Source organism: Streptomyces sp. NPDC020379 (assembly GCF_044387105.1).
Lineage (GTDB): Bacteria > Actinomycetota > Actinomycetes > Streptomycetales > Streptomycetaceae > Streptomyces.
The window spans coordinates 118,791-138,034 of sequence record NZ_JBIRVR010000007.1 but is presented as its reverse complement, the minus strand read 5'-3'; the positions used below and the strand labels follow the sequence as shown (position 1 = coordinate 138,034).

General features: G+C 73.4%; 19 protein-coding genes. 12 read left to right on the top strand and 7 right to left on the bottom strand.

Features of this window, described 5'->3' with window-relative positions; genetic code table 11:
* The first annotated feature begins 102 nt into the window (after positions 1–102).
* The 4 genes from ACH427_RS11885 to ACH427_RS11870 all read left to right on the top strand — a co-directional run bounded on the left by ACH427_RS11885 (position 103) and on the right by ACH427_RS11870 (position 4,103).
* Complete coding sequence (locus ACH427_RS11885; RefSeq protein ID WP_398869457.1) at positions 103–609, top strand: flavin reductase family protein; 507 nt, start codon at positions 103–105, stop codon at positions 607–609.
* Positions 610–798: 189 nt separating this feature from the next.
* Entirely contained in the window at positions 799–1,584 is a 786-nt protein-coding gene (locus ACH427_RS11880; RefSeq protein WP_087924966.1) for an electron transfer flavoprotein subunit beta/FixA family protein, read from the top strand.
* Positions 1,585–1,701: 117 nt separating this feature from the next.
* Positions 1,702–2,664 carry an electron transfer flavoprotein subunit alpha/FixB family protein gene (locus ACH427_RS11875; protein WP_398869293.1) on the top strand — a complete coding sequence of 321 codons (963 nt, stop codon included), beginning with the start codon at positions 1,702–1,704 and terminating at the stop codon, positions 2,662–2,664.
* Positions 2,665–2,828: 164 nt separating this feature from the next.
* On the top strand, positions 2,829–4,103 hold the full coding sequence (locus tag ACH427_RS11870; protein WP_398869292.1) for a DUF6986 family protein: 1,275 nt from the start codon (positions 2,829–2,831) through the stop codon (positions 4,101–4,103).
* A gap of 3 nt (positions 4,104–4,106) precedes the next feature.
* Here the strand turns inward: ACH427_RS11870 and ACH427_RS11865 are convergent, their stop codons facing one another.
* Positions 4,107–5,096, bottom strand: coding sequence for a LacI family DNA-binding transcriptional regulator (locus ACH427_RS11865; RefSeq protein WP_398869456.1), 990 nt, complete (start codon positions 5,094–5,096; stop codon positions 4,107–4,109).
* A gap of 190 nt (positions 5,097–5,286) precedes the next feature.
* On the opposite strand from ACH427_RS11865, the gene ACH427_RS11860 reads away from it, so the two are divergent.
* Together ACH427_RS11860 and ACH427_RS11855 are read left to right on the top strand one after the other, a co-directional pair.
* Complete coding sequence (locus tag ACH427_RS11860; protein ID WP_398869291.1) at positions 5,287–6,252, top strand: ROK family protein; 966 nt, start codon at positions 5,287–5,289, stop codon at positions 6,250–6,252.
* A gap of 239 nt (positions 6,253–6,491) precedes the next feature.
* Entirely contained in the window at positions 6,492–7,529 is a 1,038-nt protein-coding gene (locus ACH427_RS11855; RefSeq protein WP_398869290.1) for an NUDIX domain-containing protein, read from the top strand.
* 22 nt (positions 7,530–7,551) lie between these two features.
* Here ACH427_RS11855 and ACH427_RS11850 read toward each other — a convergent pair whose 3' ends face one another.
* Positions 7,552–8,943: a dipeptidase gene (locus ACH427_RS11850; protein ID WP_398869289.1), complete on the bottom strand. Its 1,392-nt coding sequence runs from the start codon at positions 8,941–8,943 to the stop codon at positions 7,552–7,554.
* Positions 8,944–9,118: 175 nt separating this feature from the next.
* On the opposite strand from ACH427_RS11850, the gene ACH427_RS11845 reads away from it, so the two are divergent.
* Positions 9,119–10,366, top strand: a complete 1,248-nt coding sequence (locus ACH427_RS11845; RefSeq protein ID WP_398869288.1) for a geranylgeranyl reductase family protein — start codon at positions 9,119–9,121, stop codon at positions 10,364–10,366.
* A 187-nt stretch (positions 10,367–10,553) separates the two neighbouring features.
* Here ACH427_RS11845 and ACH427_RS11840 read toward each other — a convergent pair whose 3' ends face one another.
* Positions 10,554–11,018 (bottom strand): nitroreductase/quinone reductase family protein, encoded by a 465-nt coding sequence (locus ACH427_RS11840; protein ID WP_398869287.1) that lies wholly within the window; start codon positions 11,016–11,018, stop codon positions 10,554–10,556.
* Positions 11,019–11,157: 139 nt separating this feature from the next.
* On the opposite strand from ACH427_RS11840, the gene ACH427_RS11835 reads away from it, so the two are divergent.
* Genes ACH427_RS11835 through ACH427_RS11825 form a run of 3 tightly spaced genes read left to right on the top strand, consistent with a single transcriptional unit; the run spans position 11,158 to position 13,830 of the window.
* A complete protein-coding gene (locus ACH427_RS11835) occupies positions 11,158–11,889 on the top strand; it encodes a TetR/AcrR family transcriptional regulator (RefSeq protein ID WP_398869286.1) in 732 nt (243 codons plus the stop codon).
* Positions 11,890–11,923: 34 nt separating this feature from the next.
* Positions 11,924–13,147 carry a sensor histidine kinase gene (locus tag ACH427_RS11830; RefSeq protein ID WP_398869285.1) on the top strand — a complete coding sequence of 408 codons (1,224 nt, stop codon included), beginning with the start codon at positions 11,924–11,926 and terminating at the stop codon, positions 13,145–13,147.
* A gap of 20 nt (positions 13,148–13,167) precedes the next feature.
* On the top strand, positions 13,168–13,830 hold the full coding sequence (locus ACH427_RS11825) for a response regulator (protein ID WP_398869455.1): 663 nt from the start codon (positions 13,168–13,170) through the stop codon (positions 13,828–13,830).
* 10 nt (positions 13,831–13,840) lie between these two features.
* Here the strand turns inward: ACH427_RS11825 and ACH427_RS11820 are convergent, their stop codons facing one another.
* Both ACH427_RS11820 and ACH427_RS11815 read right to left on the bottom strand, forming a co-directional pair.
* Complete coding sequence (locus ACH427_RS11820; protein WP_398869284.1) at positions 13,841–14,734, bottom strand: DUF2797 domain-containing protein; 894 nt, start codon at positions 14,732–14,734, stop codon at positions 13,841–13,843.
* A gap of 118 nt (positions 14,735–14,852) precedes the next feature.
* Complete coding sequence (locus ACH427_RS11815; protein ID WP_398869283.1) at positions 14,853–16,073, bottom strand: MFS transporter; 1,221 nt, start codon at positions 16,071–16,073, stop codon at positions 14,853–14,855.
* Positions 16,074–16,090: 17 nt separating this feature from the next.
* Between ACH427_RS11815 and ACH427_RS11810 the strand changes: the two genes are divergently transcribed.
* Both ACH427_RS11810 and ACH427_RS11805 read left to right on the top strand, forming a co-directional pair.
* The gene (locus tag ACH427_RS11810; RefSeq protein WP_398869282.1) at positions 16,091–17,314 is read left to right on the top strand and encodes an ROK family protein; all 1,224 of its coding nucleotides are present in this window, start codon (positions 16,091–16,093) and stop codon (positions 17,312–17,314) included.
* A 290-nt stretch (positions 17,315–17,604) separates the two neighbouring features.
* On the top strand, positions 17,605–17,895 hold the full coding sequence (locus ACH427_RS11805; RefSeq protein ID WP_398869281.1) for an SHOCT domain-containing protein: 291 nt from the start codon (positions 17,605–17,607) through the stop codon (positions 17,893–17,895).
* Positions 17,896–18,083: 188 nt separating this feature from the next.
* Here ACH427_RS11805 and ACH427_RS11800 read toward each other — a convergent pair whose 3' ends face one another.
* Entirely contained in the window at positions 18,084–18,644 is a 561-nt protein-coding gene (locus ACH427_RS11800) for an ATP-binding protein (RefSeq protein ID WP_398869280.1), read from the bottom strand.
* 195 nt (positions 18,645–18,839) lie between these two features.
* Positions 18,840–19,169 (bottom strand): hypothetical protein, encoded by a 330-nt coding sequence (locus tag ACH427_RS11795; RefSeq protein WP_398869279.1) that lies wholly within the window; start codon positions 19,167–19,169, stop codon positions 18,840–18,842.
* Between the last annotated feature and the right edge of the window lie 75 nt (positions 19,170–19,244).

The window sequence follows — 19,244 nt, the reverse complement described above, 5'->3', positions numbered from 1 at the left end:
CGTACGTCGATCTGCTCCGGACGGCCGGCGCGCGCTGTCCGGAGCAATGAGCACCCGAGACCGTACAGCTCCCGGATGGACCTCCACCAGAAGGACAGATCGATGACGGCCACGCCCGGACTCGGCACGCCCCGCCTCGCCAGCCCCGAACTGCTGCGCTCCGTGTTCCGCCGGCACGCCTCGGGCGTCGCCGTGATCACCGCGCACGGCACCCACCCCGTCGGCTTCACCGCCACCTCGCTCACCTCCGTCGCCGCCGAACCCCCGCTCGTCTCCTTCGGCGTCGGCACCGGCTCCTCCAGCTGGCCCGTGCTGGCCGAGGCCGAACACGTCGGTGTCCACATACTCGGCGAGCACCAGCGGGAGCTGGCCGGCACCTTCGCGCGCAGCGGTGCCGACCGCTTCGCGCCGCCCACCAGCTGGCGGACCGGCCCCGAGGGCGTGCCCCTGCTCGACGGCGTCCTGGCCTGGCTGGTGTGCCGGGTGGTCGCCCGGGTGCCCGCCGGTGACCATCGCCTGGTGCTCGCGGAAGTCGTCGCCGGCGACCCCGAGGGTGCGGGCCGCCCGCTGCTCTACCACCAGGGGCGCTTCAACGGTCTGCGCGACTGATACGTCCCTGGTCCGGCGCGTTGGCCAGATCACAGTTGGCGTGCCTTGCATTCGTGGAACGCGCTGGGTGTACTGACGAGTAACATTCCGTTCGGGGCGTTGCCCGGTCCGACCGGAATACGCCCCACAAGGCGCCTATGCTGCCTGCACAAGGCAGCTACGAAGAGACGATGCAGTAGGAGAGCCGGCGTGAGCTTGAGGATCGTTGTCTGTGTGAAGTACGTGCCCGACGCCACCGGCGACCGGCACTTCGCCGAAGACCTGACCGTCGACCGTGACGACGTGGACGGCCTGCTCTCGGAGCTCGACGAGTACGCGGTCGAGCAGGCGCTGCAGATCGCCGACGAGGCGGACGACGCCGAGATCACCGTGCTGACCGTGGGTCCCGAGGACGCCAAGGACGCCCTGCGCAAGGCGCTGTCCATGGGCGCGCACAAGGCCGTCCACGTCGAGGACGACGACCTGCACGGCACCGACGCGCTCGGCACGTCGCTGGTGCTGGCCAAGGCCGTCGAGCACGTCGGATACGACCTGGTCATCTCCGGCATGGCGTCCACCGACGGTGGCATGGGCGTGGTCCCGGCCATGCTCGCCGAGCGCCTGGGCGTGCCGCAGGTGACCCTGCTGTCCGAGGTCGCCGTGGCCGACGGCAAGGTGACCGGCCGCCGTGACGGTGACGCCGCGAGCGAGCAGTTGGAGGCGTCCCTCCCGGCCGTCGTGTCCGTCACCGACCAGTCCGGCGAGGCCCGTTACCCGTCCTTCAAGGGCATCATGGCGGCCAAGAAGAAGCCGGTGGAGTCCCTGGACCTGTCCGACCTCGGCCTGGAGGCCGAAGAGGTCGGTCTCGAAGGCGCCTGGACCAAGGTCGACGAGGCCAACGAGCGCCCGGCCCGCACGGCCGGCACCGTGGTCAAGGACGAGGGCGAGGGCGGCAAGCAGCTCGCCGAGTTCCTCGCGGGCCAGAAGTTCATCTAGCGGCGGATCCGGGCCCCGCGGCGCGTCCGCGAAGGCTTCCGGTCCCCACCGCGGCTGAGCTTCCGTCAGTCCGCACGAACCGTCATCCGCCCCTTTTCTGCGCAGGAGTCCCATCCCATGGCTGAAGTTCTCGTCTATGTCGACCACGTGGACGGTGCCGTCCGCAAGCCCACCCTCGAACTGCTCACCCTCGCGCGCCGCCTCGGCGAGCCCGTCGCCGTGCACCTGGGTGCCGGTGCCGACGCCGCCGCGCAGACACTCGGCGAGTACGGCGCGGTGAAGGTCCTCACGGCCGACGCGTCCGAGTTCGCCGACTACCTCGTCGCGCCCAAGGTCGACGCCCTGGAGGCCGCGTACAAGGCCGTCTCCCCGGTCGCCGTGCTCGTCCCGTCCTCCGCCGAGGGCAAGGAGATCGCGGCCCGCCTCGCGGTCCGTATCGGCTCGGGCATCATCACCGACGCCGTCGACCTGGAGGCCGGCGCCGAGGGCCCGGTGGCCACGCAGTCCGTCTTCGCGGCCTCGTACTCCACCAAGTCCCGCGTCACCAAGGGCACGCCGGTCATCACCGTCAAGCCCAACTCCGCCGCCCCGGAGGCCGCCGCTGCCGCCGGTACGGTCGAGCAACTGGCCGTCTCCTTCGGCGAGAAGTCGACCGGCACCAAGGTCGTCTCCCGCACCCCGCGCGAGTCGACCGGCCGCCCCGAGCTGACCGAGGCCGCGATCGTGGTCTCCGGTGGCCGCGGTGTCAACGGCGCCGAGAACTTCTCGCTGATCGAGGGCCTGGCCGACTCGCTCGGCGCGGCCGTCGGCGCCTCGCGTGCCGCCGTCGACGCCGGCTGGTACCCGCACACCAACCAGGTCGGCCAGACCGGCAAGTCGGTCTCGCCGCAGCTGTACATCGCGGCGGGCATCTCCGGCGCGATCCAGCACCGGGCCGGCATGCAGACCTCGAAGACGATCGTCGCCATCAACAAGGACGCCGAGGCCCCGATCTTCGACCTGGTCGACTACGGCGTGGTCGGTGACCTCTTCGAGGTCGTCCCGCAGCTCACCGCGGAGGTCACGGCCCGCAAGGGCTGAACCCGTCCGCCCGTGAGGCCCCGTACGCCCGCGCGTACGGGGCCTCACGGCGTCCCCGGCACCGTGCCGATCGGGCCGGGGCTGTTGACCTTGCCCCTGGGCCGTCGCTAACTTCGCTGCACGGACAGTGAATTCCGGTCAGCGGAAATGCGGAGGACGGCGCCATGGGGCAGCACGGGACGGTCGCGACAACCTTCGACGAGGCCCTGAAGGAACGCATAGGCGCCTCCCTCGCCGACGTCGACGCCGATCTCGCGCGCCGCTATCCCGGCGACCCCGGCACCCGCCAGCCCGTGCACACCGTCTACGTCCCCGCCGACGTCTTCGCCTCCGACACCGTGTGCTCCTGGGGCGCGAAGGCGCGCGCGGCTCTCGATGCCCACGCCCCCGACGCCGCGGCGCTCGCCGCCGTCCTCGGGATACCCGACGGCCTCGCCGGGCCCGTGTACGAGCGCGTGCGCGCCAAGCTGGAGCACGAGCCCGTCGAGGACCTGCGCATCGACTTCGAGGACGGCTACGGGCCGCGCCCCGACGCCGAGGAGGACGCGGCGGCCGCGCGGGCCGCGCGGCTGGTGGCGCGGGCGTACGAGGACGGCACGGCGGCCCCGTACATGGGCATCCGCATGAAGTGCATGGAAGCCGCCGTGCGCGACCGCGGCATCCGCACGCTCGACATCTTCCTCACCGGGCTGATGGAGGCCGGCGGGCTGCCCGCGGGGCTGGTGCTCACCCTTCCCAAGGTCACCTACGCCGAGCAGGTCACGGCGATGGTCCGGCTGGCCGAGGAGTTCGAGAAGGCGCGGGGCCTCGCGCCCGGGCGCATCCGCTTCGAGATCCAGATCGAGACCACCCAGGCGATCCTGGGCGCCGACGGGCGGGCCACCGTCGCCCGGATGATCGATGCCGCCGGGGGCCGCGTGACCTCGCTGCACTACGGCACCTTCGACTACAGCGCCTCCTGCGGGGTGGGCGCGGCGCAGCAGTCGCCCGATCATCCGGTGGCCGATCACGCCAAGGCCGTCATGCAGGTCGCGGCCGCCGGTACCGGGGTCCGCCTCTCCGACGGTTCGACGAATGTCCTGCCGGTCGGCTCGACCCGGCAGGTGCACGACGCCTGGCGGCTGCACCACGGACTCGTGCGCCGGGCGCTGGAGCGGGCGTACTACCAGGGCTGGGACATGCATCCGGGCCATCTGCCGACCCGCTACGTGGCGGTGTACGCCTTCTACCGAGAGGGACTTGACCAGGCCGCTGCTCGACTGGCCGCATATATGCGGAGTGTGAGCGGCGCCGTACTGGATGAACCCGCCACGGCCAGGGCACTCAGCGGGTATCTGCTGCGAGGACTGGACTGCGGGGCGATCGACAGCGCCGAGGTCACCGGACCGACCGGGCTGACGCGCGCGGACCTCGACCGGCTGGCGGGCCGGGAGGCATAGCGATCAGTCTTCGACGGGCGGGAGTTCGCCGGAGCCGCGCACGATCAGCCGGGTGGGGAGCTCCACCCGCTGCGGGGCTTCCGTCACTCCGTCCAGCCGCCGGAACAGCCGCTCCGCCGCTGTGCGTCCGAGCCGCGCCGCGTCCTGTGCGACGACGGTGACGGCGGGCGAGAGGAGGTCGGCGAGCTCGAAGTCGTCGAAGCCGACGAGAGCGACCGGGCGGGGCGCGGCGGCGATGACGCGCACGGCCGTGACCGTCACGCGGTTGTTGCCCGCGAACAGAGCGGTCACCGGCCGCGGTCCGGCCAGCATGGTCTCGGCCGCCGCCCGGACGCGCTCGGGGGTGGTGGGGCCGAGCGAGATCCACCGCTCGTCCACGGGCAGCCCGGCGTCCCGCATGGCGGCGCGGTAGCCGCGCAGCCGCTCGGTGGCGGTGTGGATGTGCGCGTGGTCGCCGATGAAGCCGATGCGCCGGTGGCCGTGCGCGACGAGGTGGGCGACGCCGTCGCGGGCGCCGCCGAAGCTGTCGGAGAGCACGACGTCGGCGGCCGTCCGCCCTGCCGGGCGGTCCACGAAGACGGTGGCGATGCCGGCGGCTATCTCGGGTTCCAGATAGCGGTGGTCGTCGCCCGCCGGAATGACGATCAGGCCGTCGACACGGCGGGCGCAGAAGGCCAGGGCCAACTCCCGCTCGCGGTCGGGGTCCTCGGCGCTGGAACCGTTGATGAGGAGGGCGCCGTGGGCGCGGGCCACCTCCTCGACGGCGCGGTTGAGCGGCGCGTAGAAGGGGTCGGCGAGGTCTTCGAGCACGAGCCCGATGGACGCCGTACGGCCCTTGCGGAGGATGCGGGCACTGTCGTTGCGGCGGAAGCCCAGCGCCGTGATGGCGTCCTGCACGCGCCGTTCGGTGTCCGGGGTGACGCCCGGCTCGCCGTTCACCACCCGCGAGACGGTCTTGAGACCCACCCCCGCGCGCGCCGCCACGTCCTTCATGGTCGGGCGGTTGCCGTAGCGGTACTGCGGGCTGGTCTGGGCCACGATGGCTCGTTCCTTTGTGTGTCACGGCGGGCGTCGATGCGTGGGGGTGACGTCGAGCATAGAGCCTGGACAACGTTGTCAACTCTGGGGAGACTGGCGACCGCACACCCTTTCGGCGCCCGTGGACCAGGAGATACCGCACCAAATGCACATCGACCGCTCCGGCCTCGTCGCGGCTCTCGACATCGGCGGTACCAAGATCGCGGGCGCGCTGGTGGACGACAACGGGCGCCTGCTCGTCCGCGCCCAGCGGCTGACGCCCGCGGGGGAGGCCGCCACGGCGGTGATGGGCGCCGTGGCGGAGGTGCAGGACGAGCTCGTACGCGCACCCGAGTGGCCACGGGTCCTGGCGGTGGGCATCGGCAGCGCCGGTCCCGTCGACGCCTCCCGCGGCACGGTCAGCCCGGTCAACGTCCCCGGCTGGCGCGACTTCCCGCTGGTCGCCGAGGTGCGGGAGCGGGTGGGCGGACTGCCGGTGGTGCTGGTGGGCGACGGCGTCGCCATGACCGCGGCCGAGCACTGGCAGGGCGCTGCCCGTGGCCGCGCCAACGCCCTGTGCATGGTCGTCTCCACGGGCGTCGGCGGCGGACTGGTCCTCGGCGGCCGCCTCCACACCGGACCCACGGGCAATGCGGGCCACATCGGACACATCAGCGTCGACCTCGACGGCGACGCCTGCCCCTGCGGCGCGCGCGGCTGTGTCGAACGCATCGCGAGCGGCCCCAACATCGCCCGCCGCGCGCTCGACAGGGGCTGGCGCCCGGGCCCGGGCGGCGACCGCAGCGCGGCCGCCGTCGCGGCGGCCGCCCGGTCCGGGGACGCGGTGGCCCTCGCCTCCTTCGCGCGCGCCGCGCAGGCCCTGGCCGCGGGGATCGCGGCGACCGCCACCCTGGTCGAGATCGAGGTGGCCGTCATAGGCGGCGGTGTCGCCGGCGCGGGTGACATCCTCTTCGGCCCGCTCCGTGAGCGCCTGCGGGACTACGCGACGCTGTCCTTCGCCTCGGGGATCGAGGTGCTCCCGGCCCGGCTCGGATCCGACGCCGGGCTGGTCGGCGCGGCGTCCGCCGCGGCGCGCGAACTGGGGCTCTGGGCGCCGCCGTCGGGACGCTGAGACCCGCGGGGGTGGAAGCCCGGCGCGGGGGTATGCGCCGGAAGCGGTCCCGGGGGAGAGGGGGCCGGGCAAGGAACGCGAACCGACGGCCGTGCCGGCTGCTGCGGACGGGGCGCGGCAGGCGGAATCCGGCCGTCACCGACGAGCCGTCGAACTGGTGGCGCGCCATGCCGCTCGCACGCGTTTCCGTGGCAAGGTGTTGCGGGCACTTCACAGGGGTCAACGGAGAAGGGGGAACCGTGATCGTCTGGCTGAATGGCGCGTTCAGTACGGGGAAGACCAGCACGGCGAGAGAGCTGACCGAGCTGATTCCCGGCAGCACCCTCTACGACCCTGAAGTGATCGGCGGAGCACTGCGCTGTCTGATGCCGCCGAAGAGGATGGGCGAGGTCGGCGACTTCCAGGACCTGCCGATCTGGCGGCGGCTGGTCGCCGACGCCGCGGCGGCGCTGCTCGCCGAGGTCGGCGGGGTGCTCGTGGTGCCCATGACCCTGCTGCGGCAGGAGTACCGGGACGAGATCTTCGGCGCCCTCGCCTCCCGTCGCATCCCTGTTCGGCATGTGCTGCTGACGCTTGACGAAACGATACTGCGGGCGCGTATCGCGAACCGTGAGGAGTACGAGCACGACCCCGAGCGCAGCGAGAGCGTCCGGCGCTGGGCGCTGGACCACATCGCCCCCTACCGCGCGGCGCTGCCCTGGCTCCGCGCCGACACCTTCGCCGTGGACACCGGCGGCCTGACCCCACGGGAGGTCGCCGAGCGGGTCGCGGAGGCCGTACGCACCGGAACCGCCGGCGTCTGTACGATCGTCCAGACCCCCGAGCCCACGGCCGAGACCCTCGCCGCCGGGGTCCTGCTCTTCGACGAGGAGGACCGTGTGCTCCTCGTCGACCCCACCTACAAACCGGGCTGGGAGTTCCCCGGCGGGGTCGTCGAACCCGGCGAGGCGCCCGCCCGGGCCGGGATGCGCGAGGTGGCCGAGGAGATCGGCATCGAACTCCCCGAGGTGCCACGCCTGCTGGTCATCGACTGGGAGCCGCCCAAGCCGCCCGGCTACGGCGGCCTGCGGTTCCTCTTCGACGGAGGGCGGCTCACGGAGGACGACGCGCACCGGCTCCTGCTGCCCGGCTCCGAACTGCGCGGCTGGCGCTTCGTCACCGAGAGCGAGGCGGCGGCCCTGCTGCCGCCCGTGCGGCTGACCAGACTCCGCTGGGCGCTGCGCGCCCGTGAACAGGGACGCCCGCTCAACCTCGAAGCGGGCGTCCCGGTCGGCTGACGGCCCAAGGGCCGCCGTGACGTCAGCGCTTGCCGGCCGCGTAGTTGACGAGGAACAGGGCCTCGGCCAGCGAGAGCCGCTCCAGCTCCTCCGGGGAGACGCTCTCGTTCACCGCGTGGATCTGCGCATCCGGCTCGCTCAGCCCGATCAGCAGCATCTCCGCCTCCGGGTAGAGGGAGGTGAGGGTGTTGCACAGCGGGATCGAGCCGCCCATGCCGGAGATCTGCATCTCCTCGCCCGGGTAGGCGACGCGCATCGCCTCGGCCATCGACGCGTACGCCGGGCTCTCGGTGTCGGCACGGAACGGCTGGCCCTGGCCGACCTGCTCCACCGAGATCCGCGCCCCCCACGGCGCGGCCGCGACCAGATGGGCGGTCAGCAGCTTCGCGGCCGCGGCCTCGTCCGTGCCCGGCGGGACCCGCAGGTTCACCAGCGCCTTGGCGCTCGCCTGGACGGACGAGGTGGCGCCGATCACCGGCGGGCAGTCGATGCCCAGGACCGTGACGGCCGGGCGGGCCCAGAGCCGGTCGGCCACCGTGCCGGAACCGATCAGCCGCACGCCGTCGAGGACCTTGGCGTCCTTGCGGAAGTCCTCCTCCGGATACTGCAGTCCCTCCCAGCGCGCCTGTGCGTCCAGGCCGTTGATGACGGTCGAGCCGTCCTCGGCGCGCAGCGAGTCCAGGACGCGGATCAGTGCCGCCAGCGCGTCGGGAGCCGCCCCGCCGAACTGGCCGGAGTGCAGATTGCCCTCCAGGGTGTCCACCTGGACCACCAGGGTCGACAAGCCGCGCAGCGTCGCCGTGACGGTCGGCAGGCCCACCCGGAAGTTGCCCGCGTCGCCGATGACGATGGCGTCGGCGGCCAGCAGCTCCGGGTGCGCCTGCGCATACCGCTCCAGGCCGCCGGTGCCCTGCTCCTCCGAGCCCTCGACGATCACCTTCACGGTGACCGGGACACCGCCGTGCGCCTTCAGCGCCCGCAGCGCGGTGAGGTGCATGACCACACCGCCCTTGCAGTCCGCGGCACCGCGCCCGTACCAGCGCCCGTCGCGCTCGGTCAGCTCGAACGGCGGCGAGAGCCAGGCGTCCTCGTCCAGTGGCGGCTGCACGTCGTAGTGCGCGTAGAGCAGGACGACGGGCGCGCCCGCCGGGCCCGGCAGGCAGCCGTAGACGGACTGGGTGCCGTCGGGGGTGTCGAGGAGCGCCACGTCCTCCAGGCCCTCGGCGCGCAGGGCGTCGGCCACCCAGTTCGCCGCGGCCTCGCACTCGCCGCGCGGGAACTGCGCCTCGTCCGCGACCGACTTGAAGGCCACCAGCTCGGCCAGCTCGGCCCTGGCACGGGACTGGAGTGAGGCGACGGTCGCCGCCAGCGCGGCCGGGTCCGGCTGGGGCTGAGGGGACGAGGGCTGCTCCATGGAACGCTCCTTGGGGGCACGGCGTTAGCCGTACATACAGGCGATTGCGCTGCCGATCCTCCCATGGCCGCCCCGCGCTGTGCCCACGGCCTTCCCGGGGCGGGGCGGACGGGCGGCGGGCCGTAGGATGCGGGCGGTAGCCGTAACCGGTGATCGAGCGGGAGTAACAGCACAGGTGAGCAGCGACAACGCAGCCCAGGACGCGGGGCGGGACGCGGCCGAGGGCCAGGGGCCGGTGTGGGATGTCGTAGTGGTGGGCGCGGGACCCGCGGGGGCTTCCGCGGCCCACGCGGCCGCTTCGGCGGGCCGCCGCGTCCTCCTCCTGGAGAAGGCCGAACTGCCTCGCTACAAGACCTGCGGCGGAGGCATCATCGGCCCCTCGCGGGACGCGCTGCCGCCGGGCTTCGAACTGCCGCTGCGCGAGCGTGTGCATGCTGTCACCTTCTCCTTGAACGGGAAGCTCTCGCGCACCCGCCGCTCCAAGCGGATGCTCTTCGGGCTCATCAACCGGCCCGAGTTCGACGCGGGTCTGGTCGAGGCCGCGCAGCGCGCGGGCGCCGAGGTGCGCACGGGCGTGACCGTCTCCCGTGTCGAGCAGCACGGCCCGGCGGTGCCCGACCGGCGCACCGTCGCTGTCGTGCTCGGCGACGGGCAGACCGTCCTGGCCCGCGCGGTCGTCGGCGCCGACGGCAGCGCGGGGCGCATAGGGGCCCATGTGGGGGTCAAGCTCGATCAGGTCGACCTCGGCCTGGAGGCCGAGATCCCGGTGCCCCCGACGGTCGCCGAGGACTGGGCGGGCCGGGTGCTCATCGACTGGGGCCCGATCCCGGGCAGTTACGGCTGGGTCTTCCCCAAGGGCGACACCCTGACGGTGGGCGTGATCTCGGAGCGGGGCGACGGCTCGGGCACCAAGCGCTATCTGGAGGACTTCATCGCCCGCCTCGGCCTGGCGGGTTTCGAGCCGAGCATCTCCTCCGGACATCTCACCCGCTGCCGCTCGGACGACTCGCCGCTCTCCCGCGGCCGGGTGATCGTGTGTGGTGACGCGGCCGGACTGCTGGAGCCGTGGACCCGCGAAGGCATCTCCTTCGCCCTGCGCTCGGGCTGCCTGGCGGGGGAGTGGGCCGTACGCATCGGTGAGGCGCAGGACGCGGTGGACGCCCGTCGCCAGGCGCTCAACTACGCCTTCGCCATCAAGGCGGGTCTGGGCGTGGAGATGGGGGTCGGGCGCCGGATGCTCGCCCTCTACAGGCGGCGCCCCGGCCTCGTCCACGCTGCCATAACGGGCTTCCGCCCGGCATGGCAGGCGTTCGCGAAGATCACGCGTGGCACGACCACGCTCGCCGAGATCGTACGGACGCACCCGGTGGCCCGCCGCGTCCTGTCCTCGGTGGACCGCGCCGAGGCCGCGAACGCCCGCTGAGCGCTCGGAGCGTGAGCCGGGCCGGCCGTCGGCCCGGCCCGGCGGCATTTCACCGGGTTTCGAGGGCGGGCAGCGGGTAGCCGCTCCGGAGGCGCGCACGGTTCGCGCCGATCGGCCCGCATGGTTCGCCCTCCGCGTGAGCCGCCGGTGGGCCGGTGGCGCGCTGTCGGCCCGCGCGCCTGCCCCCTCAGCCCTGCCCAGCTGCCCCCGGTGTCGTCGATATCCGGAAGACCGGGTGCAGTGAAGCGATCCGCCGCAGTTCCTCGTCGGGCGACTTCGCGGTCACTCCGTCGAAGAACCGGCCCACCTCCCAGCCCCAGCGGCTCAAATAGGCCCGCAGCAGTGGGACTTTCTCCTCGTCGGCCACCTCCACCGCTGTGAAGGGCTGAGTGGTGCGCCCGACGCGCAGCCGCCCGCCGCCCGCGGCCCGGAGATTGCGCACCCACTGCCCGTCGCCGCGCGCCGAGACGAGGAAGCGCCCTCCCTCCGCGTCGAGCGGATTGACCGGGACCGGCCGCCACTCGCCGCTGCTGCGCCCCCGTACCGACAGCTCCGCCGTTCCCGCCAGGCTCAGACCTCGCCGTGCCAGCCAGCCGATCGTGCCGTGGACGAGCCGTGCTTCCAGCCGTCCGGGCTTGATGTAGCGCGCCATGGGATACCCCCGGGTTTCCGGTTTCCAATTAGAGAGCGGTGCTCTCGCTTGAGATCAGTGTGCGCTCTTTCTCGCGGCAGCGCAAGAGCACTGCTCTCGTTTCTGGCTGTTGCTCCCGTCGACTGGCAGACTGGGCCTCATGAGTGCGATCCGAGGGGCCAGAGAGCGGGCCCGCAGCGAAATCACCGCCGCCATCAAGGACGAGGCGCGCCTGCAGCTCGCACGGGACGGCGCGGCCAAACTGTCCCTGCGCGCCGTCGCCCGCGAGCTCGGCATGGTCTCCTCCGCGCTCTACCGCTACTTCCCCAGCCGCGACGACCTGCTGACCGCCCTCATCGTCGACGCGTACAACGCGGTGGGCACCGCCGCCGAGACCGCCCTCGCCGCCGTCGACAGCGAGGATCCGACCGCGCGCTGGACCGCCGTCTGCCGGGCCGTCCGTACCTGGGCCCTCGCCCACCCGCACGAATACGCGCTGATCTACGGCTCACCCGTCCCCGGCTACACCGCCCCCCTGACCACCGTCGAGCCGGCCGGCCGGGTGGCGCTCACCCTGCTCTCCATCGCCCGCGAGGCCCACGCCGGCGGCAGGCTCGTCACCCCGCCCGTGGACCCCCTGCCCCGCACCGTGCACACCGATGTCGAGCGGCTGGCCGCGGAGTTCGCCCCAGGGCTTCCCGCGCCGGCGACCGCCGCGCTCGTCGCCGCCTGGGCCCAGCTCTTCGGGCTGATCGGCTTCGAGCTCTTCGGCCAGTTCAACCAGGTCGTCGAGGCCCGGGACGCGTTCTTCGCGCACGCCGTCCGCGGTCTGGCCCATCAGGTCGGGCTCACTACTCCCCAGGAAGCAGACGCGGCCACCACGCGCGGCTGACGCCATCCGCCCCGCCGCCGACTAGCTTGGCCGTATGGGCAGTGAAGGACGGGCGCCGTGGGCGCGGGAGCGCGGCGGGGGGCCGCCCTGGGAGCGCTGGTTCGCCCGCTCGACGCGGCGCCCGCCATGGCCGTCCACCCTCGCCGTCGCGGTGTTCCAGCAGATCGGCGGGGACTACGCCGCACTGGACCAGCCCGACCGGGCGCCGCTCGACTCCTTCGCGAGGGTCCTGCTCGCCGCCGGACCCGCCTTCCTGCTGATCCGCCACCGCCACCCGCGCGCCGCCGTCTTCGGCACATGCGCCGTCACCCTGCTCTACCTCGGTGGCGGCTACCCCTACAGCCCCGTCTTCCTCAGCGTCGTCATCGCCTGCTTCACCGCGATCGTCGCCGGACACCGCCGTGCCGCCTGGAGCGCGGTCGGTCTGCTGTGGGCCGGTCATCTCCTCATCGCCCACTGGCTCTACCGCTGGCTGCCGCCCGGTGGCGACGGGCCGGCCGCCTGGAACGAGGAGTGGGCGCCCACCGCCTGGGCCGTGGCCGTCCTCGTCGGCTCCGAACTGGTCCGGCTGCGGCGCGAACAGTGGGTCCGCGACCGCGTCGAGCGGGCCGCGGCCGAGCGCCGCCGCGCCGACGAGGAGCGGCTGCGCATCGCCCGCGAACTGCACGACGTGCTCGCCCACAGCATCTCCGTCATCAACGTCCAGGCCGGCGTCGGTCTCGCCCTGCTCGACGAGCACCCCGAACAGGCCCGCACGGCGCTCACCACCATCAAGGCCGCCAGCAAGGAGGCGCTCGGCGAGGTCCGGCAGGTGCTCGACACCCTGCGCACCCCCGGCGACGCGCCCCGCTCGCCCGCCCCCGGCCTCGACCGCCTGCCCGAGCTGGCCGAACAGGCGGCCGGCGCCGGGCTCGCCGTGGACATCACCACCGAGGGCCCGCGCATCGCCCTGCCACCCGGTGCCGACCTCGCCGCCTTCCGGATCGTCCAGGAGGCCCTCACCAACATCGTCCGCCACTCCGGCTCCCGCACGGCCCGGGTGCTGCTGGCCTACCGTCCCGACGCGCTCCTGCTGCGCGTCGACGACGACGGCCCCGCCACCGGGGCCGCGCTCCCCAGCGGCGGCAAGGGGCTGGTGGGCATGCGGGAGCGGGCCGCCGCCCTCGGCGGTACGGTCGAGGCGGGCCCCCGGCCCGACGGCGGCTTCCGCGTCAGCGTCCGACTGCCCCTCACCACCCCGCCCCAGGAGAAGCCGTGAGCGACCGAGCGGCACCCGCCATCCGCGTCCTGCTCGCCGACGACCAGCTGCTCGTACGCGCCGGATTCCGCGCCCTGCTGGACGCGCAGCCCGATATCACCGTCGTCGGTGAGGCGTCGGACGGATCGCAGGCCCTGGCGCTGGTCCGCGAACTGCGCCCCGACACCGTCCTCATGGACATCCGGATGCCCGCTCTCGACGGGCTCGCCGCCACCCGACGGATCACCGAGGACCCGCACCTGGCGGACGTGAAGGTCATCATGCTGACCACTTTCGAGCTGGACGAATACGTCTTCGAGGCGATCCGCTCCGGCGCCTCCGGCTTTCTCGTGAAGGACACCGAACCGGATGAACTGCTCCGTGCCGTACGGGCCGTGGTCGCCGGTGACGCGCTGCTCTCGCCGGGCGTGACGCGCCGCCTGATCGCCGAATTCGCCGCCCGCTCCAAGGAACCCGCTGCCGCCGACGCCCTCGCGGAGCTGACGGACCGCGAGCGCGAGGTGATGACGCTCGTCGGGATCGGCCTGTCCAACGACGAGATCGCCCGTCGTCTCGTCGTCAGCCCCCTCACCGCCAAGACGCACGTCAGCCGTGCCATGGTCAAGCTGGGGGCGCGGGACCGGGCCCAACTGGTCGTCCTCGCCTACGAGTCCGGCCTCGTCCGGCCCGGCTGGCTGGGCTGACGGGAGGACGTCAGAAGAGCGACTGCGGACCGGCCGGCTCCGGTATGCGCACGGACACCGTCGTCCTCGCCCCGGCCGCTGCCGCCAGCAGCGGCCAGCCCGCGAGCCGCCGGGCGTCCGCCAACAGGAGCCGCCCGTCCGCTGTTTCCAGATACACGTCCGGGCCGGCCACCGCGGCGACCTCGCCCGTCAGTGTGCGCCCCGCGGACAGCTCCACCAGACGAGGGTCCGGGCCGATGCGGTCGAGACGGAACATCTCGTCGTGGTGCACCGGCGCGAAGGCCCGTACGGCCAGGGACTCCGGCAGGGTGCCGAGCGTGCGGGCCCGCTCGTGCAGCGCGGCCAGCTCCGCCACCCGCTGCTCGCGGGGCGGCACCGGGTGGCGGGCGGCGCGCTTGGCCGCGTATGGGAAGCGGTCCGGGACCGCGAGTGCCGCGTCCAGCACGGCCTCCGCCCGGCGGGCGGCCATCAACGGGCCGCGCCCGAGCAGGGCGTAGGACAGCGCGGCCTGTTCGAGCAGCCGGACGCCTTCGCGCTCGGCGGCCGTGATCCCGACCTTGATCACGTCGGGGCCGAACCACGCCAGATAGACGTCGTACGGCCGGGGGTCGTCGACAGCGGTGTCGGCGGCCACGGAGTGCGAGCGGTCCAGCCGCGCGCACTCGGGGCACTGCGCCGAGACCGCTGTCGTGGGCACTTCGGCGTCTGCCGGGCACGGAGTGTGCCGGGTGCCCCTGCGCACTCCGACGCACCGCCGTGCGTCACCGGTCGTGAACGCCAGCGGCCGCCCCGGAGGCAGGGGAGAGGAGCGCATCCCGTGGGCGGGGTGCAGCCAGGCCAGCGACGGTCCGGAGGGTGCCCAGCGCAGCCCGGCGCACCGCCACTCTTCCCGCGTTCCGCTCATGCCCACCCCGCCTTTCGCCTCCCGGACGGTCCGCGTCACTCCTCGACGGCGGTCCCGTCCGGCTTCCCGGACGCCTCTCCTTCGGATTGTGTCAGCGAGCACTGACAACGCCGCCGGGTCACCGCGCGGTGGCGCGCACCACGTTCCGTGTCCCGTACGCGATCGCCGCGGCCATCGCGGCGAGTGCGGCGACTGTGGTCAGGGCGAGCGGCAGGGACCAGGTCTCGGCGAGGAAGCCGATCGCCGGAGGTCCGAGCAGCATGCCGCCGTAGCCGAACGTGGAGGCGGTGGCGACCCCGCCGGGACCGGCGAGTTCCCCGGCCCGGCCGATGGCGACCGGGAAGATGTTGGCGAGGCCGAACCCGGTGACGGCGAAGCCCAGCAGGGCGGCCCAGACCGTCGGGGCCAGCGACCCGAGCAGCATGCCGGCGGCGGCGGCCGCACCGCCCGCGACCAACGTCCTGGTCTGTCCCAGGCGTTCGAGGAGCACGCTGCCCGACAGGCGCCCCAGCGTCATGGTGAGCGCGAAGACGGAGTAGCCGGCGGCCGCGAGTCCCGGCCGGGCGTCGAGATCCTGGTGGAGGTGGAGCGCGCCCCAGTCCGCGAGGGCGCCCTCGCCGTAGGCGTCGCACAGCGCGATCAGGCCGAAGACGACGACCAGCCGCCGTCCCCTGCCGGTGCCGGTGCCGGCCGTGGCGGCCGGGGTGCGCGGCCCGGGGCGCGGTGCCGGGTGGGCGAGGAGCGCGCGTCCCGCGGCCGCGCTGATGACCAGCCCGATCACGGTCAGGAGCAGCAGGTGGCCGGTGGCGGAGAGGTGTCCCGCGACCAGGCCGCCGAGCCCCGCGCCCAGCATCCCGCCGAGGCTGAACGCGGCGTGGAAGCTGGGCATCACGGGCCTGCGCAGTGCCGCGACGAGGTCGACGGCCGCGCTGTTCATGGCGACGTTGATGCCACCGTAGGCCGCGCCGAAGACGAGGAGCACCAGCCCGAGGGAGAGCGCCGAGTGGGTGAGCGGCGGCAGGGCGATGCCCAGGGACATGAGCACGCCGGCGGCGACCGTCACCGGATGGCTGCCGAACTTGTGGCACAGCCGGCCGGTCACGGTCATGGTCGCGACGGCGCCGGCGGAGACCCCGAGCAGGGCCAGTCCGAGAGCGCCCGCGGAGGCGCTGGTCTGCTCCTTGATGGCGGGGATGCGGACGACCCAGCCCGCGAAGAGCAGGCCGTCGAGGGCGAAGAAGAGGGTCAGGGCGGTACGGAGGCTGCGCAGGGCAGGGTCGACGGGTATCGGGGCCTGCGGGCCCCGAAAGGCGGTCCGTATTTTGTTCAGCGTCGGCACAAAGTCAGAATAGGGGCGTGACCCAGACTCGGACAACACGTTTGGAACGGGGCCGCGGTGCCCTCGGCCCGGCCTTGGAGCTCGTCCATACCGGCCGTGCCCCCACCCGCGCCGTGCTCACCGCCGAGCTCGGCGTGACCCGCGCGACCGCCGGGGCCGTCGCCGCCGAGCTGGAGGCCCTCGGCCTGATCGAGGTCGACGCGCGGCCCGGCGCGGCCGCCGGTTCCCAGGGGCGGCCCTCGCACCGGCTCGCCATCGCCCCCGACGGGCCCGTCGTCCTCGCCGCCCAGATCCATGCCGACGGCTTCCGTGCCGCGCTCGTCGGGCTCGGCGGCCGGATGATCGCCACCGCGCCCGGCTGCATGACCGTGCCCGCGGATCCTTCGCACATCATCGGCGCCGTCGTCGAGGCCGGTGCCGGGCTGCTGCGCGAGACGGGCCGCCGCTGCCTCGGCGCCGGACTCGCCGTCCCCTCGGCCGTCGCCGAACCGGAGGGCACGGCACTCAACCCGCTGCACCTGTCCTGGCCGGCCGGGGCACCGGTCCGCGACCTCTTCTCCGAGGCCCTCGCCACGGCGGGGATCCCCGGCGCCGGAGCCGCCCCCGCCACCGGTGTCACCGGCAACGACGTCAACCTCGCCGCCCTCGCCGAACACCGCCACGGTGCCGGGCGCGGTGCCAAGGACCTGCTGTGCGTCGCCACCGGCCACCGGGGCGTCGGAGGCGCCCTCGTCCTCGACGGGCGCCCGCACACCGGCAGTTCGGGCCTCGCCCTGGAGGTGGGGCACCTCACCGTCAACCCCGTCGGCCTGCCCTGCCACTGCGGCAGCCGCGGCTGCCTCGACGTCGAGGCCGACCCCCTCGCCTTCCTCACCGCGGCCGGCCGCGCGCCCGGCCCCGAGGTCTCGCAGCTCCAGCAGTCCCGCGACCTGCTCCGCGCGGAGTACGCCGACCCGTCCGTGCGGGCCGCCGCCGAACTCATCATCGACCGGCTCGGACTCGGACTCGCCGGGCTGGTCAACATCCTCAACCCCGACCGCGTCATCCTCGGCGGACTCCACCGCGACCTGCTCGAGGCCGACCCGGACCGGCTCCGCGCCGTCGTCGCCGACCGCAGCCTGTGGGGCCGCAGCGGCAGCGTGCCCATCCTGCCCTGCACCCTCGACCACAACAGCCTCATCGGCGCGGCGGAAGCGGCCTGGCAGCCCGTACTGGACGATCCCCTGGCCGCCCTCGGCTGACGACGCGCACGCGCGCACCAGCGGTGACAGGGACCTCGGCGCCTCTGTGCGATGACGCTGACCACGCGCGCGTCCGCCTTCGGGACCGCCGCGTTGCCGTCGTCACGGTTGACCACGCGTGCGCGCACGCGCGTGGAGGGCCGAAAACACCCGTGGGGAGTACGCCGCACACTCCTCGTACCCCCCCACGAGGCAGATGTGCGGCCGCCCGCCGTACGACGACGTGGGCGCCCGCGACGACCAGGCTCGGAGGTGACGGGAAACCGTCACTACCGAGGAGCTGAACCCCCATGAACACTCTCGCGCAACCCTGGGCCCACGGCGGGCCCGGCCCGTGGATCCTCTTCTTCCCGCTGATCTGGGCCGCCGTCGTGGTCGGTGTCGTCACCCTGCTGCGCCGCACCGTATGGCGCGGCCGTCGCGGCCCCTGGCACATCCGGCCGGCAGCGGCCGAGAACTCGCCGACGGCCGTTCTGGGCCGCCGGTTCGCCGCCGGTGACATCGACGAGGACGAATACTGGCGCCGGATGTCCGTCCTGGAGGAGCACTTCGGCACCGGAGGGAAACGCGGCACGCCGTGATCTCCTCGCGAACGCCCCCTGCCGCACGGGCTCGTCGGCGCCGTCGAGGCGCGGGCATCCGTGCGCTGAGGCGTCCGGCATGGCCGTTGAGTACGGGCTCGGCCCGCCCGGCGGGCGGCGCGCCCGAAGGTGCCGCGCGCCGCTCCCGCTGGAATGGCTGCCCCTGCCGAGCAGCCGGGAACGCTGGATCAGACAGGGGAGCGGTCGCGCAACGGCGCCGTCCGGACCGCCACCAGGGACTCGTCGAAGACGGGTTCCTGGAGCACCGGCGGCTGGAGCGCGGGCAGTTCGAGAACGGGCTGTTCGAAGGCGATCGTCGTCCGGTCCGACTGCACCGGCCGGGCCTTGGGGGTGCCGGGTACGGAAAGCGTGAACCACACGACCTTGCCGCCGTCATGACGTTCCTGCACCCCCCAGCTGGCGCTGACCGCGGCGATCAGGGCGAGACCCCGGCCGTGGGTGCTGGCGGGGTCGGCGCTGCCGATGCGCGGCAGGCGGGGGTCGTGGTCGCGTACGGAGACGGTCAGCTGGTCCAGCACGAGTTCGATCTCGACCGTGCAGCGCTTGTCCGGTTCCGCGTGCTGGTGCACGTTGGTCAGCAGTTCGGTGACGCCGAGGGCGGCCGGGTCGATGAGCGGATCGAGATGCCAGTAGCGCAATTGCGCAGATACGATTCTGCGGACCTGGCCGATCCGCGGCGGGAGAGCCTGTAGCTCTACGGTGCAGTGCTTGTTCGGTCGGCTGATCACGGCTGCGACTCCCTGAAGAAGTAGGGCTAGCCTGATGCAGATAGGCGTTTTTGCACGCGCTGGGTCCGGGCGGGCGGAGGCGGCTGCCGACCCGGTCGACGTCGCGGATCCACAGCGTAGCGGGCTATGAACCCTCGGTGATGCCGGTACGGTCCAGGGTCGACCCTGATGGTCGCTCGCGCAACTTCTGGACCGTCAGTCCCCCGCGTCACTGCCCCGGGCGGAGCGGACCGCCTCCAGGAAGCGCCGGACGGCGGACGGGCCCGACTCCTCGGCGGACGGGTTCTGGCCGCCCAGCGTCAGGACGTAGCGCGTCCCGTTCACCCGCGCCCGGGCCCGGTCCCGGGCGGCGAACCATGGGCGGCCCGCCTGGACGGAGTCCACGGGCGCGCTGTCGATCTCCCTGCCGTAGCTCGTCAGCAACTCGAGCCTGCCGTCCTTGATCTTCACCTGGCCGGCCCGGGTGAGAGAGCGCAACGAACGCTCGATCCGCACCCCGGTCGCGTTGAACTCCGGCTCCGCCACGGCAACCGCCTCCCCGGCTGAATCGTGTGCCCAGTGCGCAGTCTGCCTGTGAGGCGGCTCACGCACCAGTGCCCA